This is a genomic window from Petrimonas sp., from assembly GCF_963921705.1.
Lineage (GTDB): Bacteria > Bacteroidota > Bacteroidia > Bacteroidales > Dysgonomonadaceae > Petrimonas > Petrimonas sulfuriphila.
Genome location: NZ_OY997410.1, coordinates 2,570,314 through 2,595,277, shown reverse-complemented (window position 1 = coordinate 2,595,277; position 24,964 = coordinate 2,570,314). Strand labels below are relative to the sequence as shown.

19 protein-coding genes are annotated in these 24,964 nt (G+C 41.2%); 6 read left to right on the top strand and 13 right to left on the bottom strand.

Translation table 11 applies throughout. The features are described 5' to 3' along the window. Positions 1 to 61 precede the first annotated feature (61 nt). From AACM02_RS10860 to AACM02_RS10835, 6 genes are all read left to right on the top strand, one after another. Positions 62 to 1,357: a hypothetical protein gene (locus AACM02_RS10860; protein WP_339116983.1), complete on the top strand. Its 1,296-nt coding sequence runs from the start codon at positions 62 to 64 to the stop codon at positions 1,355 to 1,357. Beyond that, positions 1,354 to 1,938 (top strand): condensin complex protein MksE, encoded by a 585-nt coding sequence (locus AACM02_RS10855; RefSeq protein WP_339116982.1) that lies wholly within the window; start codon positions 1,354 to 1,356, stop codon positions 1,936 to 1,938. The genes AACM02_RS10860 and AACM02_RS10855 overlap by 4 nt, the downstream gene beginning before the upstream one ends. Continuing rightward, positions 1,922 to 5,608, top strand: a complete 3,687-nt coding sequence (locus AACM02_RS10850; protein WP_339116981.1) for an ATP-binding protein — start codon at positions 1,922 to 1,924, stop codon at positions 5,606 to 5,608. The genes AACM02_RS10855 and AACM02_RS10850 overlap by 17 nt, the downstream gene beginning before the upstream one ends. Beyond that, positions 5,605 to 6,456, top strand: coding sequence for a hypothetical protein (locus AACM02_RS10845; RefSeq protein ID WP_339116980.1), 852 nt, complete (start codon positions 5,605 to 5,607; stop codon positions 6,454 to 6,456). The genes AACM02_RS10850 and AACM02_RS10845 overlap by 4 nt, the downstream gene beginning before the upstream one ends. A 527-nt stretch (positions 6,457 to 6,983) precedes the next feature. Beyond that, positions 6,984 to 8,492: an IS5 family transposase gene (locus tag AACM02_RS10840; protein ID WP_339116215.1), complete on the top strand. Its 1,509-nt coding sequence runs from the start codon at positions 6,984 to 6,986 to the stop codon at positions 8,490 to 8,492. Positions 8,493 to 8,600: 108 nt separating this feature from the next. Then, positions 8,601 to 10,784, top strand: coding sequence for an MAC/perforin domain-containing protein (locus AACM02_RS10835; protein ID WP_339116979.1), 2,184 nt, complete (start codon positions 8,601 to 8,603; stop codon positions 10,782 to 10,784). Between the two features lie 71 nt (positions 10,785 to 10,855). Here the strand turns inward: AACM02_RS10835 and AACM02_RS10830 are convergent, their stop codons facing one another. The 13 genes from AACM02_RS10830 to AACM02_RS10770 all read right to left on the bottom strand — a co-directional run bounded on the left by AACM02_RS10830 (position 10,856) and on the right by AACM02_RS10770 (position 24,963). Next, entirely contained in the window at positions 10,856 to 11,326 is a 471-nt protein-coding gene (locus tag AACM02_RS10830; protein ID WP_339116978.1) for a GNAT family N-acetyltransferase, read from the bottom strand. 17 nt (positions 11,327 to 11,343) lie between these two features. Continuing rightward, positions 11,344 to 12,420 carry a GDP-L-fucose synthase gene (locus AACM02_RS10825; RefSeq protein WP_339116977.1) on the bottom strand — a complete coding sequence of 359 codons (1,077 nt, stop codon included), beginning with the start codon at positions 12,418 to 12,420 and terminating at the stop codon, positions 11,344 to 11,346. Continuing rightward, positions 12,413 to 13,498, bottom strand: a complete 1,086-nt coding sequence (gene gmd / locus AACM02_RS10820; RefSeq protein WP_339116976.1) for a GDP-mannose 4,6-dehydratase — start codon at positions 13,496 to 13,498, stop codon at positions 12,413 to 12,415. The genes AACM02_RS10825 and gmd overlap by 8 nt, the downstream gene beginning before the upstream one ends. A 44-nt stretch (positions 13,499 to 13,542) precedes the next feature. Further along, the gene (locus tag AACM02_RS10815) at positions 13,543 to 14,925 is read right to left on the bottom strand and encodes an exopolysaccharide biosynthesis polyprenyl glycosylphosphotransferase (protein WP_339116975.1); all 1,383 of its coding nucleotides are present in this window, start codon (positions 14,923 to 14,925) and stop codon (positions 13,543 to 13,545) included. An 81-nt stretch (positions 14,926 to 15,006) separates the two neighbouring features. Then, on the bottom strand, positions 15,007 to 15,762 hold the full coding sequence (locus AACM02_RS10810; RefSeq protein WP_339116974.1) for a WecB/TagA/CpsF family glycosyltransferase: 756 nt from the start codon (positions 15,760 to 15,762) through the stop codon (positions 15,007 to 15,009). Positions 15,763 to 15,767: 5 nt separating this feature from the next. Then, a complete protein-coding gene (locus AACM02_RS10805; protein WP_339116973.1) occupies positions 15,768 to 16,727 on the bottom strand; it encodes a hypothetical protein in 960 nt (319 codons plus the stop codon). Between the two features lie 17 nt (positions 16,728 to 16,744). Continuing rightward, positions 16,745 to 17,860 carry a glycosyltransferase family 4 protein gene (locus AACM02_RS10800; protein WP_339116972.1) on the bottom strand — a complete coding sequence of 372 codons (1,116 nt, stop codon included), beginning with the start codon at positions 17,858 to 17,860 and terminating at the stop codon, positions 16,745 to 16,747. Positions 17,861 to 17,921: 61 nt separating this feature from the next. Further along, on the bottom strand, positions 17,922 to 19,046 hold the full coding sequence (locus AACM02_RS10795; RefSeq protein ID WP_321770554.1) for a glycosyltransferase: 1,125 nt from the start codon (positions 19,044 to 19,046) through the stop codon (positions 17,922 to 17,924). Beyond that, positions 19,039 to 19,956, bottom strand: a complete 918-nt coding sequence (locus AACM02_RS10790) for a glycosyltransferase family 2 protein (RefSeq protein WP_339116971.1) — start codon at positions 19,954 to 19,956, stop codon at positions 19,039 to 19,041. The genes AACM02_RS10795 and AACM02_RS10790 overlap by 8 nt, the downstream gene beginning before the upstream one ends. Beyond that, on the bottom strand, positions 19,904 to 21,268 hold the full coding sequence (locus AACM02_RS10785) for a hypothetical protein (RefSeq protein WP_321578577.1): 1,365 nt from the start codon (positions 21,266 to 21,268) through the stop codon (positions 19,904 to 19,906). The genes AACM02_RS10790 and AACM02_RS10785 overlap by 53 nt, the downstream gene beginning before the upstream one ends. Positions 21,269 to 21,281: 13 nt before the next feature. Next, entirely contained in the window at positions 21,282 to 22,535 is a 1,254-nt protein-coding gene (locus tag AACM02_RS10780) for a glycosyltransferase (protein WP_321578576.1), read from the bottom strand. A 13-nt stretch (positions 22,536 to 22,548) separates the two neighbouring features. Then, the gene (locus AACM02_RS10775; RefSeq protein WP_339116970.1) at positions 22,549 to 23,466 is read right to left on the bottom strand and encodes a glycosyltransferase; all 918 of its coding nucleotides are present in this window, start codon (positions 23,464 to 23,466) and stop codon (positions 22,549 to 22,551) included. Between the two features lie 6 nt (positions 23,467 to 23,472). Then, on the bottom strand, positions 23,473 to 24,963 hold the full coding sequence (locus AACM02_RS10770; RefSeq protein ID WP_339116969.1) for an O-antigen translocase: 1,491 nt from the start codon (positions 24,961 to 24,963) through the stop codon (positions 23,473 to 23,475). Position 24,964 lies beyond the last annotated feature (1 nt).

Below are 24,964 nucleotides of genomic sequence, written 5' to 3'. Positions count from 1 at the left end.
AGAATGGTTGAAATATACTGCTTACATTCTTTATGCATACCAATTGCGTTGCAATAAAAAAATGATAAATTGGATTATCTTTGCTCTTACAATAATCATCCTGAAACAAAATGTAATGAATTATTTCTACTCAATAAAGGATTTGTTAAATGTTTTAAGCAGAGGCAGCAAGCTTTTAGCTGAAATGTTTGAGAAGCGTAAAACACTTTCATACAAGTATGAGTACGCACTAGAGGTGATGGATGGGAACGAGGATGTGATAAAACTACTGATAAGTAGGAATATCATACATCAAAACGGAAATTTGCTGGAGCTGGATGATCAGTATCTGAACTTTTTCGAAGATATTTTGGAGGTTAATGAAGAGATAAACACCTCCTACGTTCATGAGAGCATCCGCCAGATAAAGGAGGAATATATGATATATTATCTTCAGGCTTCCGGCGAGAGCGAAAGATACAGGTACCTGAAAGCGGTAAAATCATCATTGAAAAAGATAGGGCGAGTAACTATAAGGAGCATTGTAGATTTAGACCGCAACATTGAAAATGCCTTTAAAACAGAGCCTAATTACAGGATTAAACTATCCAAGCTTGAGAATTACAAGAAAAGACTTGAGGCGATTCAAGAAATGATCGTTCAAACAGAAAAACTGTTGAATGAAGATGAAATCACCTTTTTTAAAACAGCTACCGACGAAGAGCTGAGACATATTAAGACCGATTTGCTTTTGATATTGATTGATGCAAGCCACAATCTGATTGAAACCCGGCAACAGATAATAGAGTATATCAATCAGGTGAAATATCAAAACCGGTTTATCGAAAAATTGAGGCAACTGAAATATTTACGCAACCAGTACGAGATAAAACATAAAACCAACATCCAGGAAGTTCTTGGTAAATCAACAGCTGTAGTTTTCGATACAAAACCAGTTTATTCACCAAAACTTTCACTGGACAGAATGCAACAGGACGACACTTATAGCCTGATACACAGAGTGATAAAGAGATACAAAACTGATGTTGACCCGAAAAAGAGTGTTGCCCCCAACTTTTCCGCAGAAGAGCTTACAGCTTACAGTTCAAGTGAAACCCATATAAACCTGCATGAGGTAAGGGATAATTTTGTATTGTCCGACAAGCATCTTTTCGCTTTCCTTAAGGAATATAATTTCCCCATGGAGACAACATTCGACAAACGAGTTACTCTATATTGCCAGATTGTTTCAATTTTTGAAGATGAGCTGGAGATTACCGAACGGTATGAAAAGAGCGATGCTGAATCCGGCAAATATATAGAATATGCCTTAGTTTATCCTAAAAATCGGTTCGCTATAAAAAATGTACAATTATGAGAGTACCGAGACAAACTTCCGAAATCTTTGAATTGCTGAGCAAAGGAAAATTTATTTGCTCCAACTCATCCGACCCTAATACCACGAGGTTGTATGAAATAATTGACGACAAAGATAATTTTGAACTACTTCACGAGTACTTTGACGCTATCAATTTCACACTTGAAAAGGGTGACGAGTACTACTACTTCTCTCGAAAAAATGAATCGCGGGCCGACCTGGAACGAAAACTGGAAATTTCCTGCCGCTGGATTGATATTCTCGATTTTCTGAAGAGTTTTGATGCTAACTTCGGCTCCGGATACAGTTTCACTCCAATGCAGATAGCCACCGAAATAAGCGTTCAGTCGGTACTAAGAAACAAGGCAGACAACCTGAAAACCCTTTTTAAGTTAGACGACAACATTCCATACACGGATGTTGTAAACCGGATGATCAAATCGCTCTGCGACGATGGTTTCGCTGAAGAGGAGAGTAAGATACTTACCTCATATAAAGTACTCTCCTCATTCAAATTTCTCGAAGAACTGGTTAATAATATTCATATCCCTGAAGAAGTTGAAGATGAGATACCTGAATAGAATCATTTTTATAAATAGCGCGAGAGTCCGTTACACTGAAGTAAACCTCAATGGAAACGTTCATTTTATAGGCACACAGGGCGTTGGAAAAAGCACCCTGCTGCGGGCAATTCTCTTTTTTTACAATGCAGACACGTTGGGTCTTGGCATTTCAAGGCAGAAACAATCATACGTGGATTACTATTTCAAAGATGCAAACGCCTACATAGTTTATGAAGTTGTCCGGGATGATACTGTTTTTTGTGTCGTCTCTTATAAATCACAGCATAAGGTCTGTTTTCGTTTTTTTGACGGAGAATACAGACAAGAATATTTTATCAAAGAAAATGGAAATGTACCTGAAAGCTGGGAAGGTGTGGCTGAACGTCTGGACAGGAACAATATCTACTACACCAAGAGAAAAATTGATGAATATAGCACGTATAGGGATATAATTTACGGGAATAATCGTGGCCTGAAAAATGAGTATAAACGTTACTCCATCATCGAAAGCAAAGAATATCAATACATTCCCAAAACAATTCAAAATGTTTTCTTGAACTCAAAAATGGAGGCTGATTTTATCAAGCAGACCATTATCATGTCGCTCGATAATGATGTAAGGATTGACCTGAACCAATACGCTCATCATCTGAACGATTTTGATAAACAACTTACCGACATAAGGAAATTTAAATACCCGAGCAGCATCACGCAGGCAGACAATATTTCGAAACTATATGTTGCAATTAGGGGGTTAGAACGGGAAAAACAACAAACAATAGAGTTGCTGGGAAAAGAAATTTATAAAAATGAGCAACTCGAACCTGAATTAAAAGAGAAGCTGGAACGTGAGAAAATTCAGAAAAGCGGCTTAAATGAAGCTCTGCAAAAGACCACAGACAGCTATATGGCCAAAGAAGATAAAATTAAAGGGGACATCAGAATTCAGGAAGAAAACCTTCGTAAAGTAAGAGAATTAAACATCAAATACAGAGAGAAAAATATTGAAAACCTGATAGAAAGGGTAGAAAAAAGGGGATCGATAGAAAAGGAGTTGCAGAACCTTTATTCAGAAAAAGATTTGCTCACATCTCAGTTTTCGGAGATAAACCGTAAATATCAGGCTTTGCTGGAGCAAGCCGATAATCAATGGAAAGAGTACCGAAACATGAAAGAAGCAGATAAAAACAGGTTTCGTTCAGAATTTCTTGACTTCCAAACAAACATAAGGAATCAATATGAAAAGAAGCTTTCTGAAATTAGGGAAGAGTATAAATCTGCGCTGGATGAGGAAACTGAACGCTTAGATCAAAAGAGAATTTTTACTAATAACCTTAAAATTGAAAAAGAGAGGGTGACACATACCCGATTCCTGGAAAATGATATCCAACAAAACGCTTCGTCGTTGCTATCATATACTCGTCTGAATGAAAAACTTAAAGCAGCAAACGAACAGGCCGCAAGAGAGACAGAATCATTACGAAAAAACTGGGATTTTGAGCAGAAAGAATTAGAAGGAAAAAATGATCGGGTCGTAGAAAAACTGAACGAACAGATTAGTATATTAAATAAACAGATTGATGAAATAACATTCTATATTGATAATAGTAAAGATTCACTTTATGGTTGGCTTACTGAAAATTACCACGGCTGGGAAAAGACAATCGGTAAGGTGATCGATGAAAAAGTGGTACTGTTTAACAGCAATCTTTCCCCAAAGATGAATAAAAGCAACAATACAGTTTACGGGGTAGAGCTTGATCTGGAAGAGGTTGATAAAATCGTGAAAACGATGGATGATTACGAGCGTGAGAAATCCGGTTTGAAAGAGAAGACAGATGAGCTAAGGAGAGAAATAAATAATACACATCAAACACTGGAAAAAAACAAAGAGAACCTAAAACGTAAATTTCAGCCTAAAATAAGGGAGCAAAATGAATTAATCAGGAGAAATGAATACAGTATAGAGCAGAACGAGCAGAAAAAATCGCAAGCATTAGTAAAGGAGAAGCAGCTGGAATCTTGGGCTGAGCAAGAGAAGCAAGCTGCACTTGACAATCTGAAAATTAAAATAGAGAACGCAGTTAACGAGGAGTTGTTGGTAAAAGAAAAGATCAACGCAATCGAGGAAGAAGAGTCAAAACAAACAAAAAAAATTGGAAGAGAGCGTGATCGAAAAATTAAAGCTGAAGATGAAAGAGTAAACTTGCAAGTAACACAAATTGAAAATGAAATTGATGCAGAAGGCGAGCAAGTTAATATCAGAAAAAAAGAGATTGGACTACAACAGGAAAATGATCTTTTAAGTAAAGGTGCTGATACAAAACGCCTTTCGGAAATTGAAAGCGAAACTGTACTGCTTAACGAAGAACTTCATTTTATTGAAAAAAACAGAGATATTGTAGCCGAATATCGAAAAGATAAAAGAGAGTATATTGACAGGATCGATGAATTTAAACAGTCCAAACAAAAATCGGAGAGACAGCTGGTATCAGAAAAAGAGAAACATGAACAACTGGTTGAAAAGATAACATATGATTTGGATTTAGTTGACCAACAAATAGATCAGGCAACCGATATATTAAAAAATATTTATGAAGATAACGAAGCTCTGCACAATTTCAAAGAATTAGGGTTTTACAAATCCATTGCAGGCTCGCTTGAAAGTGCGATAGAAGAGGCTAAAACAGTTGAGAAATCAGTAGACACTAAGTTTCAGGATAAAAGTGTAAAGGAGTTGATAGACAGGTTAAAGGATATTCAATACGATAAACTTACCGGCCGCATGAATGAGTTGCGGCAAACAACCACCGATTTTATTGCCAAGTTTAGCGATGATAATATCTTCAAGTTCAAGAAACAGCTTACAGATGACTCCTCTTTTCTGGATTTTGCGATAATGCTCTCAGATTTCGTTGAAGAGAATAAAATTGGAACGATTGAAAAAGAGGTCAACGAACGTTTTTCGTGGATAATATCTACAATTGCTAAGCAAACAACCAACCTGGTTGAAAAATCGGGCGAGATACAGAAAGTAATAAGCAAGATTAACGATGATTTTGACAAAAAAAATTTCATGGGAGTCATTAAAAAAATCGAACTGAAAGTGGATGATAGCAGGAATGAGTTGGTTCAAATTTTGATTCAGATAAAAAAACATTACGACGAAAACCCTTTTGCTGTCGGTGAAACAAATTTATTCTCAGGTGAAAATCAGGCAAAAAGCAACAAAAAGGCAGTGGAGCTTCTAAACCAGTTTACCGGGAAAATCGGAGAACTAAAAAGTGACTATATAACGCTGGCCGATTCTTTTGAGCTTAAATTCAGAATTGTAGAGAATGACAACGATTCAGGGTGGGTGGAAAAACTGTCTAACGTGGGTTCCGATGGTACAGACGTGCTTGTAAAAGCGATGTTGAATATTATGCTGCTTAACGTGTTCAAAGAGGGTGCATCAAGAAGATTCAAAGATTTCAAACTACATTGTATGATGGATGAGATAGGAAAACTACATCCTAATAACGTGCGAGGCATTCTTAAGTTCGCCAACGACAGGGGAATATGGCTGATTAGCGGTTCACCCATCGAAAATGATGCTCTTGCTTTTGACCATATCTACAAGTTAAGCAAGGATAATCACAGCATTACCAGGGTAAAGAGAATAGTAACGCAATACCACCACACATGATGAAACTACCTTTGTCAGTAGCAGAGAGACTTAGATTGATGCGTAAGGGAGACAAGATTCCTTCAAGCAAAATGAAACATCCGGTTATCAATGCAATGATTGAGAACGGTACATTGCATAAACAGGTTATAGGTAGAAGAAAAGCGCTGCTTTACATAACCAGTACCGAAAGGTTAGAAGATTACCTGAGAAATCACCTTGGTATTAATGATCTCGATCTTTATATAGAGGGCTTGAAACAGGATGATTTAACTAGGGCTGCCGCAATAAATATAGCTTCTGATTCGAAATTAAAAACCATACGAACTTTCAAAGGCTTTTTAATAAACTGCTACGATCCGATCGAATGCCTACTCAAGAAAGAATATATACTGCTCCAGCCACAGGATGGAATGCTCCTGTTTATCTATGATTTTGAGGAGTTCACACCTCCGGCTGATGTTACCATAGTGGGCATTGAAAACCCTGAAAACTTTCGTTACATTCAAAAACAGCGATATCTGTTCCTTGACATAAAACCTCTTTTCGTTTCACGTTACCCACAGAGCCACGACCTGATTAAATGGCTTCAAATGATTCCAAACCGTTATATCCATTTTGGCGATTTAGATTACGCCGGGTTAAATATATACATCAACGAATTTAAGAAGTATTTGAAAAACAGGGCAACCTTTTTTCTACCTCCCGGATACGAGGAACTTTTATCAGAAAAAGGTAATCGGAAAAACTATGACAAGCAAACCATACTGTTTGATAAAGCTGAAATCGAGGAAGAAAATGTACTACGACTAATTTCAGTAATCGAGAAAGAGAAAAAGGGTCTGGAGCAGGAGATATTTATAAAATGAGGGACTATCTTGGCTATTTGATTTAAACTCACTCACTTCGCAGAACGAACAGCCGATAGAATAATCTAATGTCTCAAAGAACAACATAAAAGAGGAGTAAAAGGTTCTAATGCCAAAAAAACAAATATGAAAGATGATGAAGTATTTAAGATGACTTACTGTTCACGTAAACAGAGACAAAGAAAAAAAACATATTTCTTTGCTTTTTTATAACATTTTTTTTATAATTTTGAGCCGACTTGAAACAAACTAACTGCTTTTGAAATGGCTAACATGATAGAAGTTCTTGAAAAAGAATATGTTAATTAAATGTGGCTTACCGGAAAAACCGACAATCTTTTTTTGTGCAAATTTTTAAAACTTTATAAAACGCGTAATTTATTGCATACACAAATAATAACCATGAAACGATTATTTAGGGTCTGCTAAATAATTGACATTTATGCTGATAATCAGCAAAATAATTGATATAAAATTTGTATAACTGCAAGAAATTGAGTATTTTTACTTCATAATCCTTGCATTTTATGATACGATACAAGAGCTCCAGACAGCTTTCAATTTCCGAGTTCAAGATGCCCTTCGAGGCAAAACTGGATGAGAATAACCGGTGGGTTGTTCTTTCAAAAATAGTACCCTGGGAAGAGTTCGCCCGACTTTATTACAAGAACTTCAAAAGCAATCGTGGTGCGCCCACGAAGGATGCCAGACTTGTGCTGGGGGTGATTATCATCAAGCACATCATGAAGAGTGACGACCGTGGAGTAATAGAGATGATACAGGAGAACCCCTACATGCAGTATTTTCTTGGGCTTGAGTCCTTCACTTCTGAACAGGTGATGACACCGTCACTGCTGGTCTCCATCAGAAAGCGAATCGACCTTGATGTCTTTGAATCATTGACGGACGACTTGATAAGAAAAGGGTTGAAGCTAAAAGCCGGGGCAAATCAAGAAGTGGTTGACAAGGATGCGAAGGATGAAGAAGATGATAATGATGACGATCCCGATCCGCATCCCGGGAACAAGGGGAAGCTCCAAATGGATGCAACAGTCTGTGATGCGGATATCAAGTATCCCACAGACCTGGATTTGTTGAACGAGAGCCGCCAGAAGGCAGAAGAGCTGATCGATGAGTTGTGTTTGAAACTGGGTATTAAAGATAAACCCCGTACATACAGAAGGGTTGCACGCAAGGATTTTTTGAATGTGTCGAAAATGAAGAGAAAACCTGCCAACATTTTAAGACAAGCGATACGCAAGCAGATCAACTACCTGAAACGGGATGTGCGGACTATCAACGGGATACTGGACACCATAAAGGATAAACCGATTCCCTTCGACCGGCGGCAACTAAAGTATTTTTTTGTCATCCAGCATCTGCTGGAACAACAGGAGACAATGTATAAGAAGAAGAGCCATCAAGTAGAAGATCGCATAGTGAACATTCATCAGCCACATGTTCGCCCCATCGTCCGTGGTAAAGCCAAGGCCAAGACGGAGTTTGGCGCCAAGATCAACATCAGCCTGCTGGATGGATATGCCAGGGTGGATCATTTTGACTGGGATGCCTTCAACGAGGGGCAGGATCTTCAGTCACAGGTTGAACGCTTCAGGAAGTTGACTGGGAAATATCCGGAGCTGGTTCAGGTGGATAAGATATATCTTACCCGGGAGAACAGGCGGTTTTTGAAAGAGAAAGGAATCCGCTTCACCGGGGAGCCACTGGGACGAAAGCCGGCAAAAGAGATCAAGAGCAGATACCAAAAACGTAAAGAGCGACGAGAGGCGGCGGAACGCAACCAGGTTGAAGGGAAGTTTGGTCAGGGCAAGCGTGGATATGGTTTAAATGATATCCGCGCCAGACTGTCCTCGACGTCAAACAGTTGGATAGGGGCTATCATTTTTGTGATGAACCTGATCCGGCACGTGAGAGATATTCCCCTGTCTTATTTTGTCTCTTTACTGTTGAAGCTGATGAAAGTGAGAAATATAAACATTTATCCACTCGGGCCACAATTGAATTTTTGTGCCTGACTGGAAATTAATAAGCAAACCCTATTTAAAATTTTAGTTTTGATTGTGGGCGTTTTTTTTATTTCCTGTTCCGATGATGAGGGTATATGGATAAAACCGGAATTGCCTTTGGATACAGACGTTAGTTTGCTTGACATGTGGGCTTCCGAAGTTTCTTTTCAGGTGCAGAGTAACGGAGAATGGACGATAGAAACCCAAGGTGATTGGTTCTATGTGTTCCCAACGAGTGGCAGCGGGAATGCAACCGTGCAGATTTGTGTGCTTGAGAATGACACACAGGAACGACAGACGGGGAAGGTAACCCTACTCTCTACGACTGATCGATCCGCTGTCCAGACTTTCGAAATTGGCCAGAAATGTGCTGAAGACTATGGAGTGACGAGTGATGCTAACAGCATACCTTCTATCAAGAAATATGCAGTAGGGTACGGCTATAACACGTTGAATGAGTATGCTTCTCCCAATTCCGTGACCAAACAAATTGTCCGGTGGAATGAGATGAAGGCTGAAGACCTGATACAATTCAATGCTCCCAGTGCCCGGTTCTATGAGCGGACGGTAGTAGGTTCAAGTCTTGAACAATTGGCTCAGAACCTGAGTGCGGCCGTGAATTTTGGAGGGAAGTACTGTGGTTTCAAGGGGGAAGTGGGTGCCACCTTTACCTCAGGTGTTACCAACAACGAATTCAACGAATACGCTATTTCGTATATCGAATACAAGGTGACCGACATCAGTATTGTCACGGACATCGAGGATATCCGGGAAAACTGGATGACCGATGCCGCTAAAAAAGCGATTGATGGTGTGTCGGAAACTTACCGGGGTACAGAAGGAGTGAAGCTCCTGTTTAGAGAATACGGAACACATCTGATTACAAAAGCTGACCTGGGAGGACGATTGAGGTATAATTTGACTGTGGATGTGTCGAAGGTAACCGGTTATTACGACATTACCGCATACCTGAAAGCTTCCTATTCCAATGCTTTTGTGAATTCGGATGCTTCTGTGGATGAGGAGATGAAGTCATCCTATGCGCAAAACAAATCGCAAACCACACTCTCGTTTACCGCAATCGGAGGTGATTCCGGGCCACTGACAGACAGTTCCGATAAAAATGCCATTGAAACGTGGAAAAAGTCGGTAGCGGATTACGAGAATGTATTGACAAACAAAACAGCGTTGATTGGTTTTGGTTCCGATCTGGAGGGCCTGATTCCTCTCTATGAACTGGCCACAAGCCCGGCACGTCGCGAGGAGATTAAATCTGTGATGGAAGGGAATGGTTTTGTAACGGTGGAGTATGAAGATAAAAATAACTACCAAATAGAACTCCCAACTTTCACTGAGGGTGTGTCTGAAACATTGGTGAAGGACGTAAAAGACAACAGCAACAGGGTCATCGCCACCGTCTGCAACGAGTTTATACCGGAGATAAACCCGTTAAAACGGGTGAATGTGATTTATCCGGTGGCCAGCGGCAAGATATTGATGCATGCCGGTTTCTTTCCCGGCTACGAAGGCCGTCGTCCGGCCCGCATCTCCTGGAATGGATCGAATCTTAAAGTTGTGGATTATGAAGAGCTTGAAGAGAGAGAATATACCAATCTTTATCTGGGTGGAGTTACTATCAGAACCCAATTGAACGATGAACAAACAGCAAAGCAAACAACCATTCACAATGCCTACCTGCATGCGGTGCATTTCAATGAAGCACACCATGCTTATCCTCTGGTGAAAATATTTGGCGGTATTTGGACCCGGGAAGATTACAAATCAAACAAATACGGTAATGGAAATGCAGTCAATTATGTAGAAAACTTACAATTCGACCAGTCCAAACGAGCTGTAATTGACTTTATGGTTCAGGCTTGTAACTACGGGACTAATTTTTTGTATAAACGTTCAGTTGTGAAAGATACAGGTTTTGCCCCTTCGGGCTGGGAAGTTCCCTCCTCCACACACTACAAAGAAATTCAAGCCATGCTTACGAAATATAATTTGAATTCGGGACTGTCGTTCCGTAGTAATCCAAACAGTCCTGGCCATAGTCCATTGGGTTATGAAGCCCCTACTTCGGAAAAAGACGGTTGGTTACAGATTGCACTTTTTTATGGTCATAGAGTGTTGGAAATTGAATATCACGGTTTTGGTAAGGAGAATAAGTACTGGACAAACGATGGATACCATGTTAGAATGAATGACAGCGGATTTGCTGTAGAAGCGGTAGAGGACAATAGTGGCTATAATGATCCTATTTACTTTATGTCGGTTCGCTTAATAAAAAAGAACTAACCCGGGCCTGTGTTCTTTTTTATTTGTTGTGGGTATTAACAGTATCGTGAGAGATATTTTTTTAGGACAAGTCAGAAACGGAGCCTCATCATGATTGTATCGTCGGTAACCTCTTTCTCCGTTTCGAAGCCGAACCGCCTACACAACCTGTAAGTCCTCTTGTTCTCTTTCAGGGTGATGCAGTACAGAGATTCCAGGTTGCGGGATTTTGCGTAATCGATTATATCCTGCATCATTTGTATGGCAGCCGTTTTACCCCACAACTCTTTTTCTCCGATGTATCCGAAAACCTCGCCGTCTGTATCGGTGATGTGCTTCAGGCCGTGCACGGCGATCGGCACCCCGTTGTACCATCCGGCCTTCAGGTAATAGTCGGTCCGGGTCTTTAAGCTCTCGAACCATTTCTCCTGAGACTCCTGGTCGAAGTCGGGAGTCATTGTCAGGCTTTTTAGTTGCGGGTCGTTCAGCCATTTCCATGACTTCTCCAGCGCTTCACGGTCGAACTCCCTGAATTCGACATCAATCAGTTTTCTGTATTCCATAAAAGTTGTTGTTTTATTTATTCTTGATCGGTTACATACCAATTGTACATCCGGCCTATGCCTTCCCCGATCTCAACGTTGTATTGCCAGCCCAGCGATGTTAATTTTGAAACATCGGTCAGCTTTCGCATCGTCCCGTCGGGTCTTGACGCATCGAAGCAGATCTCTCCCTGATAGCCAATAATCTTTCTTATGGTTTCTGCAAGATCCTTTATGCTGATCTCCCTGCCCGTTCCAATATTGATGTGGCAGTTGCGGACCTCTTTCTTGTCTTGTTTCAGGTCGTCAAAATTCACGTTCTCCATGATAAAGACACAAGCGTCGGCCATGTCTTCACTCCACAGGAACTCCCGCATGGGCCGTCCTGTGCCCCAGAGTTCTATGTGAGCGGGAAAGACGCCGTGTTTGCTCAATGCGTTGATGATATCGTCCGTTGTGCTTGCCTCGTCGGTGTTGTCCAACGGCCTTCTTCCGAGGTCTTTCCTTACGGCCTCCCAGTCGCTTTCGTACAGGCATTTGCCCAGGTGCATTTTTCTCATCATGGCCGGGAGCACGTGGCTGTTTTCCAGGTGGAAGTTGTCGTTCAGCCCGTAAAGGTTGGTCGGCATTACCGCGATATAGTTTGTCCCGTACTGGATGTTGAAGCTTTCGCACATCTTCAGCCCGGCGATTTTGGCTATGGCATAGGGCTCGTTCGTATATTCGAGGGGGGACGAAAGGAGGTAATCTTCTTTCATCGGCTGTGGGGACTCCTTGGGATAGATGCAGGTGCTGCCCAGGAACAACAGTTTCTTCACATCGTTCCGGAAGCTTTCGTAGATAACGTTGTTCTGGATCTGGAGGTTCTTGTGGATAAAGTCGGCCCGGTAGGTATTGTTGGCAACGATCCCGCCCACGTAGGCGGCAGCAAGAAATACATATTCGGGTTTTTCTTTTTCGAAAAACGCTTTTACGGCAGCACCATCCAACAGATCCAGTTCCCCGTGAGAACGGCCGATGAGGTTTGTATAGCCTTTTTCCTGCAGGTTCTTCCGGATGGCGGAACCGACCAACCCGTTGTGGCCGGCAATGTATATTTTGCTCCCTTTATTCATTGTCTATTTCGTCTTTGACTTTCAGTTTTCTCACAAACTTCATGTCGTGCTTTACCATTAATTTCACCAGTTCCCCGAAGGAAGTTTTCCGGGGATTCCAACCGAGAAGAGTTTTCGCCTTGGTGGGGTCTCCCAAAAGCTGTTCCACCTCGGCCGGGCGGAAGTATTTGGGATCCACTTCTACCAGGGTTTTTCCCGTAGCGGTGTCTATTCCTTTTTCATTGATCCCTTTACCTTCCCACCGTAGTTGAATGCCGGCTTCAGCAAAAGCGAGCGCGCAAAAATCACGAACGCTGTGCATCTCGCCTGTGGCGATGACAAAATCTTCCGGAGTGTCGTGCTGGAGCATCAGCCACATGCATTCCACGTAATCTTTTGCATACCCCCAGTCGCGCAAGGCATCCAGGTTCCCGAGGTAAAGTTTGTCCTGCATCTGTTGGGCAATCCGGGCAACGGCAATTGTTATTTTCCGGGTGACAAAGGTCTCTCCGCGCCGTTCACTCTCGTGGTTGAAAAGAATGCCATTCACGGCAAACATCCCGTATGATTCACGGTAGTTCTTCGTAATCCAGTAACCGTAGAGTTTAGCTACGCCGTATGGGCTGCGTGGATAAAAGGGCGTAGTCTCCTTCTGGGGTACCTCCTGCACCAGGCCGTAGAGCTCTGAGGTGGAGGCTTGGTAGATCCTCGTTTTCTTCTCCAGTCCGAGAATCCGGACTGCTTCCAGCAAGCGGAGCGTACCAACAGCGTCGGTTTCGGCTGTGTATTCGGGTACGTCGAAACTCACCTTGACGTGGCTTTGGGCAGCCAGGTTGTAGATCTCACCGGGTTGCACGGTCTGTATGACCCGAATCAGTGAGCTGGAGTCGGTCATGTCGGCATAGTGAAGGTTCACCAGCCTTTTCCGGTGCATGTCCCTTACCCATTCGTCCAGGTACAGGTGTTCGATGCGGCCCGTATTGAATGATGATGAGCGGCGTAATAACCCGTGGACTTCGTATCCCTTGTCTATTAGAAATTCAGCCAGGTAGGATCCGTCTTGTCCCGTTATACCTGTAATTAATGCTACTTTTGTCATGATTTTATCTGTTGTAATTAAAATGCAAATATATCGTAAATTTTTCACATGGCGTTTTTATACGCGTTCTTACCGATCAGGGTCATCACAATAATCTTGATATCCCATAGGAAGTTCCAATTTTCCAGGTATTCCATGTCGTATTCTACTCTTTTTTGCATTTTCCAAAGCTCGTCGGTGAGTCCCCGGTAGCCATTTACCTGTGCCCAGCCGGTAATGCCCGGCTTCACGAAATGGCGCACCTTGTAATATTCAATCAAAGCGGAATACTGTTCGGTATGCTTGAGCATGTGCGGACGCGGCCCGACCACAGACATATTCCCCACGAGAACATTAAAGAACTGAGGCAGTTCGTCGATGTTGTACTTGCGTAAAAAATTCCCGATGGAGGTTATCCGGTTGTCATTTTTCACGGCCTGTTTCGTATCTGCTTCATGGTTCACCTTCATGGTCCGGAACTTGATACAGTTGAATGTCTTGTTGTTTATTCCCGTCCGTTGCTGAACGAAAAACACAGGCCCTTTTGAGTTTAGCTTGATAATGATGCTTAGCAGGGGAAGCAACCAGCTGAAGATAAACAGAATGACTGCCGATGAAAAGACGACGTCGAATGCCCTTTTTTTCAGGCGCAACGTCAGGTCGTCCAGAGGGATCTGCTGGGGGTTGAACATCTCGAAGAAACGGGCGGACTCTACCTTTCGGTACATGCACTTGTTCCAGTACCCGTTCATGAGGATATACCGCACTCTCAGTCCGGTTTTATTGCACAGGGCGAGGAGTCCTTTCGTGTTTTTCAGGGTAAAGTACTTGGGGTTGGTCACGAAGATCATGTTTATTTCGTGATCCTTTGCCAAAGCGGGCAACTCCGTCAACCCTCCCAGCAGGTCTTCGCCGGCACCGTTCCCTTTGTCAGAAATATAACCCACCAGTTTGAATCCCAGCGTAGGGTTGTTGTTGAGTATTTTTCCAATTACCCGGCTCGAGTTGTTCGCACCCAGTATGACCACCCTGTTGAATGAATATCCTTTCGCGTAGCGATAGCGGTGGAGTTGGTAAATGAAATAAAACACGACTACCTTAAACAGGAAAAAAAACGCCACATACTCCAACAAAAACACCCGGTGATATCCCTTGGGAAGAAAAATCTCTCCCAGCGCAAACAGAGTGATGATCAAAACAAGGAAACGTATGCTGATAATTCTCAACCTGTACCTGTACTTGTCGGTGAAGAAAAAATTTCTTTTGCCGTACAAGGTATAGGCAATGATTCCCGAAATATTCGCGTGTAAATAATACAGGTTCCTTCGGGGTACGTCCATATAATCGTGAACCGGACTGAACTGGAAAACAATAAAAACCGCCAAGTTCAAAAGAAGCAAGTCTATTAGAAGATAAAAGAACCTTATTCCCGGGTGATCTGTTTCCATAACTACGAAATAAAAAAGAATACATTGAACATGCTGTGCTGCGTTTATGCTGAAAAACAGGGCGTCCTGTCTTTCGGCCTTTTAGAGTAAATCGCGTAATACTACACGGGGTTGAGTGTTTTTATAATGATAGAGCGTCACCAGTTTTTCCATCAAAATATGTTTAATAAATACGGTGTTTCCAACAAGATACCTGCGCCACATACGCTTAGGTTCCTTAATTAAGCGGTAAAACCATTCCATTCCTATCGATATCATCCAGCCGGGTGCCCTTTTCACGGTTCCCGCATAAAAATCAAACACTGCGCCAATACAGCAGATATGTCCGGCGTTTAGTTGAGGGAAATATTTATATGCCCATTTCTCTTGTTTTGGCGCAGTCATGCCGATAAAGAGGACATCGGGCCCGATTTCATTGACCGCGTCCACCATCCTTTGGCTCTCCTCCTCGCTGAATTCCGGTTTATACGGCGGTGAGTAGCTGTAGATCTCTACGTCGGGATATTCCTTCTCCGCTCTCTCCCGGATGAGGTTCAACGTCTTTTCCGAACTTCCCAGAAAGAAACATTTCCCTTTTGTAGAGTGGATCCGATCCATTTCGAACCGAAATAAATCGTCTCCGGCTATTTTTTTTAATTTCTCGCCTATCAATAAACGAAGCGCCAAAACAATGCTTATTCCATCGGGGAGCAGCATGTCGCTCGATTTCAGGGCTTCCCTGAAAAATATGTCTTTGTGGAGTGTATTGAACGAATGAGCATTGAGCGTAGTAATTAGCTTTTTTGATTGGCTCATTTCTTGCAAAGGTCCATTGAATAAATTGAATTCGTGTAACATATTGCTTATTTTTTAGGGTTAATTTGAAATGATTGATTGTTGTCAGGGCTCCACCAAAAGGTGAACCTGAGTGATGTCTCACAGTTGTGGATTTCTTTAAACCGGATTAATCCGACGTTAGGATCTCCGCACATGCTGGATATTCCCAGATCGATGTAATCGAAGTCCATCTTTTTATAGTGTTCGTAGATATTCATGACCAGGAAGTCTATTATCCCCAGCGATCTTTTTTCCATGTCGTCGCCCAGGAAAATGCCCTGAACGATCTTGCTGTGTCCCCTGTAAAAAATGCCGGCACCTATGTTGCTTTCGTCGTAGTCTTTTACCAGAAAGAAATCGACCGGCAAGATTTCATTAACTCTTAATATGTCTTTTAGGGTCATGTGTATCTCCCTTTCTTGATCGACACGGTTTCGGAAGATCACATCGTACGCATCTTTCATGGACGCTTCGTCGGTTACAATGCTACAGGAAAGCCGATGTTTTATTGCTCTTCTGCAATTCTGTCCCACGGTATTTTTTATCCAGGTCCCGTCAAATTTTTTCAGGTTTACGCAATTCTGGATATCGGGGGTTGCCATTGTGAATCCCAGCCTGACAAACGCATTTATAAATTTAGCATTCATGTTGTTCTGATAGGGATTGGGCGGTAAGGTGATAATAACCCGCTTGAACCCCTGTTCGCTAACAAATTTTTTTAGGTCGGAAAGGTAATTGAATACAACACTGTACAATACGTGTTCGTGAGTGTAATGAAACCCGCCAAAGGGAGCTGAGAAAGGTGAACAAAGAACATCCTCTTTCAGACCCAGAATTAATCCGATAGATCTTTCCTCTTCGTCCATCAGCCTGATCAGCCGCTCGGTCTTATTCTCTACGAGCCCGAGAAATGCTTCTGAAATGAACGGGCTTGGGTCGGAGTCAAAATATCTTCTGTACAGTGTTTTGGTCGTGTCTGTAAGCATTTTCTAACAAATATGGGTTATTTAATCGCATCTTGTAAAATGGAAAGTAACTTGTGTTCAAAAATACCGAGGGTAAAGTTATTCTCGTATTTCATTCTTCCGTCTCTCCCCATCTGCTTTCGCAATTGTGGATACCGCACCAGAAATTCCAACCTTTCTGCCAGTGCAATGACGTTACGTTGAGGAATCAGGAATCCGTTGATTCCGTCTTTTACCATTTCCGGTATTCCTCCTTCGAAGGTGGATATAACCGGCAAACTATGTCGCATTGCTTCCAAAATAACCAATGGAGAGCATTCATTAGGATGATAAGTAGGGAGCACAAAAACATCTGCCTGCTCATAGGCCAATTCTTTGAGTTTCCCAAACCGCTTTCCTCTATATTTCACATTCTCTGTTAATCCTTTTTGTTTAACGTGGGTGTTGAATTGTTTTTCAGTTATATCTCCTTCTCCTCCAATGAAATCGCATTTGAAATCGCATCCTTTTTCTTTCAGAATAGAACAAGCTTCAATTAAATCGAAAACTCCTTTCGTTGTCAATAGATTCGATAGGAAAAGTATTTTTAAAATCTTGCTCTCAGGTATCGACATAAGCTTTGTTTCCATCTGGTAATCCTTAATTCCATTGGGACAATAATAGACATTCCAGGGCAAAATATATTTTTCCACATCCAGATACAATTGCTCGGTTGGAAGAATTACGCTGGAATTTTTAAATATATACCGATATAAAAAACCGTTTATCTTCCTTTTCTGGTTATTTCTAATGCCTTTGTAATGAAGATGATATAATGTTTTTATTTGAAAAATACGTAATAATACCACCATTGCACAATCTTTGTAAAAAGCTATGCCGCTGACTGATAAGGTGTAATAGCAAAGATTAGGTTTACTGTAGATAAGTTTACCCAAAAGGTCGAACCAAATTATGATGAATCGAACAAACTTGGCAATGCTCGCTTTACCGGTTTCATTTACAGTTCGGGATAAGAGTAAATTAATATATCTGCTATGAAACGAATTATTGATTATCTGGCTTTCTTTAACAAGTTCACCCATAATGGATGAGTTTTGCATCGGAGGAGGCAAGTGAATCATAAAAAGAATATTTTTCGACTTTGTTGTTTTCATTGCTGCCTTTCGTATAAATCTGAATAGAAATTTATCATCTTGTACCTTCGTAATTTTTTACTTATGCCAGTTTTTTCCATTCTTTCCTGAAATCATCCCTAAAGTCTTCAATTAATGGAGGTTTATTTGTTAAACTAACATCATCAACCACTTTCATCTTTTCCATAAACGAGTTTAATTTTTGTACGGTATCTTCTTTGTCCGAGGGATCGAATATCAATCCATTTTCAGTGTTGATTAAGCAGGTGGCTCCTGCTAATCGCGAACACAAAACGGGTAGTCCAAAGATTAATGCTTCGTTAACCACTGCCCCAAAAGGTTCAAATAAACTTGGCAGCACAAATCCCGACGCACTCGTATACCAGCCATAGAGTTCCTGCGCTTGGTATTTTCCGGGAAATAGTACCTTGTCTTCAATGTTTTTTTCCTTAATGATTGTATTTAACGCTTCTTTTTCGGCTCCTTCGCCAACAAGCACCAGTCTGGTGTCGACTCTCTCTTGTAGAATGGAAGAGATGTTGTTTAAAAAAAGAGGCAAAGCTTTCGCGGGTACAAAACGTCCGACAAACAACAAAATCTTTTTTCCTCTGAGGTTGTGTTTCTCCACATGATTTTGCGCGTAAGCCTCCACTCTGTCAGGCTCTTTTCTCAGCCTTTCCGTTAGTTGTACTATGGGAGAAACAATAATTTGTTGTTCGTCGAGACTGAATTTGTATCGATAAAAACGGGCAACCTCGTGAGACATCACCACCAGAAAATCCACTCTTTTCACTGTTCGGTTTCGTACAAGCTCACGGGCTTTGGACTGCACGTTGTGACACATATCCATGCTGTCGTCGACCATGGTGCCTATTTGTTGATGAATGAGTCCTAACGATCTTAATAGAAGGAGGTATTGTGTAGCGAGCGAATATTCATAGCTCATGATGATATCGGGTTTCGCTTGCCTTACTTTTTTGTATATCCCAAAACGGAATACCCTATCTCCGTATTTTATGCCGCGAAGAAAATAGGAAAAGCGAAAGTTGCACTGCTCTTCCAATATTTTCTGGTTTATTTTAAGGCCCTGCATGCTGTCATAAAGATACACTACCTCCAAATCGAATAACTCGTTGAGCAAGTTGAATTGATCAATCCTGTAAGTCGCCAACACCTGATGAAATATCAACATTTTCTTTTTAGGCATAATTTTTTTTCTTTTCAATTGGATAGTTATTAGCCATAACCTCGGTTTTTTTGAATCGATCCCAAAAAAACGGAAAAAAAGTTTTCATCCACAACATAAAAAATGAGTATGGGACGAACAGGGGGAAATGCCGCTTTAAGTAATACATGTATTCTCTGTAGGCCAGTCCCTTGTGACTTTTCAGGTAAGCCACGCGCTCCTTTAACGGCACATCTCCTTTCTTCCAGTTTTTTCCGTGATCATTGGTGCATGTTCCACATACAGAGGGAGCCAGGTAAACAGGAATATTTTTTTTGTAAGCCCGTAAAGAATAGTCATAATCGGCTATGCCGTGTATGTACTTATCATCAAAAATGCCAACCGCGTCCACCACATTTTTACTAATCCACAGAATGTTTGCATTGGTAATTTCACATTCCTGCGGAAACTCCCGCGGCGATAACAGTTGACTTTTCATGACAATGTGATTCGCTTTTATTTTAGAGCCTCCGTACGACACTATGCCTGTTGTTTCGTCGACTGTCGCACCGGAATAAATCCCCTTTTTCCCTCTTTTTTGGAGAGAATGTTCTTCTGTTTTCATTAGGTTCAGCAAAAAATCGGAATTTAACATCACATCGTCGTTAAGTAACAGAAAAGCATCGTATGAGCATTCTCTCATAGCAGATTCCCACGCCATGCGCATTCCTCCCGCCCAGAACAAGTTGCCGCTTCCCTGTATGAGAGTTATTTGCGGGTATAGTTTTTTTAACGCTTCTCCCGTTCCATCGGTAGAGCCGTCATCGGTCAAAAATATGTCGAATGTATATTCCGAAGGAAATACTGCCCGGTAAAACGATGCCAAGCAATCGAGCGTTTTAGCTTTTCTGTTGTGGCACGTCAGTAGAACGGCCACTCGCTGATTTTTCATTATTTTTCCTTTTTTTAATAAGATAATTTTGAAAACGTACATACCGGGCATCAAAAATGCCGCGTACCCAAAAGGCAACTTCATTATTCGTCATATGCCGAAATGAGTGCGAGAAGCACAATCCTATCATGATCATCAGCATAAAGTAGTTGAGAGAGAAATTATTGACATCTTCCACCCACGAAAATAGCCAACGGAAAGCAACATAAATTCCCAACATTTTTGCATAAATGTTCTTTGATCTATTTACGGCGAGAAACGAAGCTTGAAAAAAAAGAATCGAATAAAGAATTGTACCCACAACGCCAGTCCAGGTAAATACGTTAGCCAACCCTATTTCGTTCTCCAATCTTTCGTATCTTCCCGTTATGGCAAAATTTCGCGCACCAAACCAATCCGTATCATTTCCGCGTGCCGGTGTCCGGCCGAATAACCAATAATTGTTATCAATAGCCGAGTTTAGTACCTCTTCATAGATAAATGTCCTTGTGTCGGCCATTATGTTTTCCTCAACTTTGTTGCCTTGCATGTCGGTACCCGTCGCGGTGTAGTCCCCTTTAACGTAGTCGTCTGTCTTGAAGATATTGAATGTTCCGGTAACCCCCAGCACAAACAGCGTTACCGGTATGATAAATAATGCCAGGCGGACGGCTTCAAGAAGTTTAACCGAAATCAATTCCCGAGTATAATACACGCCCAGAATTAAGATCGGAACACCAAATTTTAACACGTTGCTGCGCGCGCCCAAGTCGGCCAAAAATACAACAGCCGTACATACTAACAGGATGATTCTCTGCCGTTTGGTCAATGCGGGCAAAAACAACAATAAAAAACTTACCGGAATCAGGTAAAATCCATACGCGTCGGTTCTTATTATGACGGCAAACAGCAGGAAGAGGGGCAGGGCATATTTGACGTAAAACACAAGCAACGATTGCACGATTACCTTATTGGTCGCTGAATATGCCACAATCGGCAACATGAGCGTCATTGTGTTGCCAATTAACGCTTTCCAATCCCAGTATATTTCTGCCACAAACATTCCTCTGACGATACAGATCGCGTTCCAAATAAGATAAATCCAAATAATACGCATTTTATTTTCGTTAATCTTGTCGAAAAAAAAGTATTTTGATAAGAGGAACAATATCAAAATAATGGCGGAAATTCCCCACCATAAGGTTGTGTTATTCATAGCCGAAGCCAATGGAACACCGCCTTTGATATAAATCACAACCGAGTAGATCGTTATCAGAAAAATGGTAACGGGTATTGTCTGTCGTACTATTTGTTTATTGACTGTACTACTCATCTGAGTTGAATTTTTATGCAAAACGCTTATTAAGAATGTCTTTGTATATGCTAATCTGTTCTTTAATGGCTTTGTCGTTCCGTTTGTCTTGTTTGCTTCTGTACGCCTCGTCAGACAGTTTCACGGCTATTGTGTCGTTCTCCAAAATTTTTTTTATTTCAGAAGCGCACATGTTGGCACTGCCCGGTTGAAAAAAGGATATCGATTCGCGGTGTTTCCCAAGTTCCGGCATTGCTCCTGCGAAAGAAGCAACCGTGGGAACGCCTACGAACATTGATTCTTCCGCGGCCAAACTGTATGACTCTACAAATGAGGGCACAACGGTTACATGAGCGGAACGCAGTTCGTTGACTATTTCAGGAGCGGTTAACGAACCAAGCCAGTTTACGTGTCCTGTCAACCCTTTTTTCTTTATCTTCTTAAATATAAACCGGGTGTAGCCATCGCGTCGAAGACCATAATCGAGACTGGATGCGATATTCAGATGGATATCCGGAAAATCTTTCACCAGAAGCTCAACAGCGTCAATTAATACATGCAATCCCTTGTAGGACACCAATGAAGATGTTGATGTAAATAACCGGTTGCGTGTACAGGTATCAATATCCCACTTTTTAGCAACGATGAATTCATCACGCAACGACATTACAGTGTTGTACTTCACTGCTTTTCTGTTTATCCTTTCAACCGTTATTCTCACCCATTCTGATTGTGTATTGATATAATTGTGTTTTGCAATCATCTCTTTCTCAAAATTTCCCCAATTTTTGAATGATATTTTCCGGCCAAAAATGGAGGTCAGTGGTTTTAAGATATCTTTTATGTAAATGGATGAGCATAAGTCCATCGCAGATAATCCCGAATAAAAATAGTTGCTGATTTCAAATTTTAATCCTTGTATCTCGAGCAGTGTTGTGCCTTTGACAATATCCCGTGCGGTAAGCAGTCCCCAGTGCGCTTCAGTACCCCACACATGAATGATATCGGGCTGAATTTCTGCAACAATGTTTTGAATGGCCTGCACTGTTTTTTTAGGTGGAAGCCCTTTCCTGTTTAATTTCGACTTTGGAAATACCCATTGATTAATGGATAAATATTCATCTCTTGCGGTTTGTTTAACGTTGCCTTGAGTGATATTGTACAGTTCTATTTCACCGGATTCGATGAGGCCCTTAGACATTGAATGCAGCCATGAGCCTGTTTCTCTGGTTTTTTGCCCCGTAAAACGATCACTGCAAAACCACAATATTTTTATCTTCCCGTTCATTTTTAAATTGTCGTCAATAGTTTTTCACACCGTTGAGTTTCAGATACCAGTAAAAAAGGCTGAATTTGCGCAAAACCGAATCGCCCCTCACTCCCCAAAATCCTTTATACTTGAACCTCAACCAATTCTCGTAGTAAACGGACAAGTCGAGCGGATTGAATATGTTCAGATTTTTTTTCCGGTATTTTTTGAAAATTTGGAGCGCTTCTTTTTCTCTTCTTTCGTTAATTGAATCGTTACGTGATATAGAGTTCGGGTGGATTCTATACTTTACCGTAGGTTTATTCAAGTAATGGATTTTAATGTTTTTACCAATAATATTGAAAATCACTGTGGTATCTTCAAAAATTTTGAATTCTTCATCGCAGAATCCAACCAAATGCATCAATTCGCGTTTATAGAAAAAAGTGGGTGTGTTTAAAAATTCCGGCCATCGCGCATAAGATTTCAATTGTTCTTTGGTTGATTTTTTTTTGGTAAGAAACGCCAAACTTTCATTTGTCGTGTTTTCTTTTGTTATCACTCCGTTTTCGTCCATCTCTTGCATTTCGGACACGATGAAAGAGGCTTCGGGAAAACGTCGCGCGTAGTCTAAATTGTCGGCAATACAATTCTCCATTAAAGCATCGTCTCCGGCTATTAACTTGATCCACTCCCCATCGGTTGCCAGTAACCCGCGGTTGCAATTTGCCGATATTCCCGTGTTTTGAGGTACGGTAATTATTTTTACATCGGAAAAACGTTCCCGGTTTTTGTCTATCCAGTCCGAAAAAACCTGAACCGTATTATCCTTAGATGCGTCATCAGTCACTATTAGCTGAATGTTTTCCCACGTTTGAGCTTTTATGCTTTCCAACGTTTCCAATATGTATTTCGAACTATTATACGTTATAATAATTACGGATACCAAGGGTGAATTTTCTTTTTGCATATATTGTTATCTGTTTCTGATTTTCTGAATAAAACCTTGAATGATCTCTTTTAATCCTATCCTGTTCTCTAACTCCACATACGAATACCAACCGGAAACGATGATGAGTAATACTCCGATAATGTATGTGTAAGGCTCATCCATAAGGTTTACTATTGCAAAACTCGTGACCGCCAGGGAAAACTGGATAATGAAAATTTTTAAAAAAGATGAGGTGAAAGAGAATTGATATTTTATTTTTGCAATAAAATACACCTGGATGAGATAAATTAAATAGACAATAAGGAATGAAACACCTAATCCCGTTAATCCGCCAAAATGATACCCTAATAAACTAAAACCCAACGTATATGTGTTTCCTGCCAATTCATTCCAGAAGAAGAGTTTACTGGCTCCTTTAGCCAAAAAAACAAATGCGATTGCCCAGCTTACAGCCTTGAAAAATATACCCAGGGATGCCCAATATATCATTCCGGTAATAGCTAAAAATTGAGTCGAGTATAAAAGGATAACAGCCCAGTTGATGAATACAAGAAAACCGATCAATACCGGCGCTAATATCAGCAAAGCGATTTCGGATTGCTGGTTGATGCTTTGGTTGCATTCTTCATTGCTGTTCGCCACTGCCGATAACCGGGGATAATAATCAGTAGCCATCGCTGTGAAAATCATTCCCACATACGTGTTGATAATTGTGAATCCGGCATTGTATAACCCCACGTCTGCCACGTTTCCTGTGCGATTTATGAAAATTCGAAGCAGATAAGCCACGACAATCGATATCAATCCGCTTAAACTGATCATAAAACCCATTACCAACATACTTTTGCCTTCTACCATGATGGCCTCGTTGGTAAGTGTTGTTTTTTTAATTTTTATCTTTTTCGCAAAGTACCACGAGAAAAACAACGTGATTATAGCTGTGATAATAATTACCGGTACAATTCCCTGAACTCCAAACTTGTAATAAAGCGGTATTGTAACTATTAATCCGGCAACACTGCCGTAAACATTGGCTTTTGCCAAATCTTGTAACCTGCGAAGTCCTTGCAAAAACACCAATTCTCCCGTACTTAGTTGATTGAGGAGCAACGTAATTGAAATCCAGATAAATGCTCCTGTATATTCTCTATTTCCGAAAGTGAATTGACTTAACCAAGGTGAAAACAGGAGCGTTATAACTGCTCCCAGTATGCCGGTTATCCACATTAATCGTCTCATAACTGAAATGACTTTTGAAATCCTTTGTTCGTCTTCAGTTGCGTTGGCTTCAGATATATTTTTGATCGCGCTGGTGCCCAGCCCGAAATTGGTGAGGCCGGCCACTAACCCGGTTGTCGAAGTAAGTAATCCCACTATACCCATGCCGGACGGTCCGAGCAGTATCGCCACAAATTTTGAGCGTACCACCGAAATTATTATCTGAAAGACCTGGACTCCTCCAAAGAGAGAAGTTGCTTTCATTATTTGCCGGTATGATGCCTGTTGTTTGTTCATT

What these genes read in the sequence shown, in the direction of transcription:
- AACM02_RS10860 (WP_339116983.1), top strand. Translation starts at nt 62, where the DNA reads ATGATAAATTGGATTATCTTTGCTCTTACAATAATCATCCTGAAACAA.
- AACM02_RS10855 (WP_339116982.1), top strand. Translation starts at nt 1,354, where the DNA reads ATGAGAGTACCGAGACAAACTTCCGAAATCTTTGAATTGCTGAGCAAA.
- AACM02_RS10850 (WP_339116981.1), top strand. Translation starts at nt 1,922, where the DNA reads ATGAGATACCTGAATAGAATCATTTTTATAAATAGCGCGAGAGTCCGT.
- AACM02_RS10845 (WP_339116980.1), top strand. Translation starts at nt 5,605, where the DNA reads ATGATGAAACTACCTTTGTCAGTAGCAGAGAGACTTAGATTGATGCGT.
- AACM02_RS10840 (WP_339116215.1), top strand. Translation starts at nt 6,984, where the DNA reads ATGATACGATACAAGAGCTCCAGACAGCTTTCAATTTCCGAGTTCAAG.
- AACM02_RS10830 (WP_339116978.1), bottom strand. Translation starts at nt 11,326, where the DNA reads ATGGAATACAGAAAACTGATTGATGTCGAATTCAGGGAGTTCGACCGT.
- AACM02_RS10825 (WP_339116977.1), bottom strand. Translation starts at nt 12,420, where the DNA reads ATGAATAAAGGGAGCAAAATATACATTGCCGGCCACAACGGGTTGGTC.
- gmd (WP_339116976.1), bottom strand. Translation starts at nt 13,498, where the DNA reads ATGACAAAAGTAGCATTAATTACAGGTATAACGGGACAAGACGGATCC.
- AACM02_RS10815 (WP_339116975.1), bottom strand. Translation starts at nt 14,925, where the DNA reads ATGGAAACAGATCACCCGGGAATAAGGTTCTTTTATCTTCTAATAGAC.
- AACM02_RS10810 (WP_339116974.1), bottom strand. Translation starts at nt 15,762, where the DNA reads ATGTTACACGAATTCAATTTATTCAATGGACCTTTGCAAGAAATGAGC.
- AACM02_RS10805 (WP_339116973.1), bottom strand. Translation starts at nt 16,727, where the DNA reads ATGCTTACAGACACGACCAAAACACTGTACAGAAGATATTTTGACTCC.
- AACM02_RS10800 (WP_339116972.1), bottom strand. Translation starts at nt 17,860, where the DNA reads ATGAAAACAACAAAGTCGAAAAATATTCTTTTTATGATTCACTTGCCT.
- AACM02_RS10795 (WP_321770554.1), bottom strand. Translation starts at nt 19,046, where the DNA reads ATGCCTAAAAAGAAAATGTTGATATTTCATCAGGTGTTGGCGACTTAC.
- AACM02_RS10790 (WP_339116971.1), bottom strand. Translation starts at nt 19,956, where the DNA reads ATGAAAAATCAGCGAGTGGCCGTTCTACTGACGTGCCACAACAGAAAA.
- AACM02_RS10785 (WP_321578577.1), bottom strand. Translation starts at nt 21,268, where the DNA reads ATGAGTAGTACAGTCAATAAACAAATAGTACGACAGACAATACCCGTT.
- AACM02_RS10780 (WP_321578576.1), bottom strand. Translation starts at nt 22,535, where the DNA reads ATGAACGGGAAGATAAAAATATTGTGGTTTTGCAGTGATCGTTTTACG.
- AACM02_RS10775 (WP_339116970.1), bottom strand. Translation starts at nt 23,466, where the DNA reads ATGCAAAAAGAAAATTCACCCTTGGTATCCGTAATTATTATAACGTAT.
- AACM02_RS10770 (WP_339116969.1), bottom strand. Translation starts at nt 24,963, where the DNA reads ATGAACAAACAACAGGCATCATACCGGCAAATAATGAAAGCAACTTCT.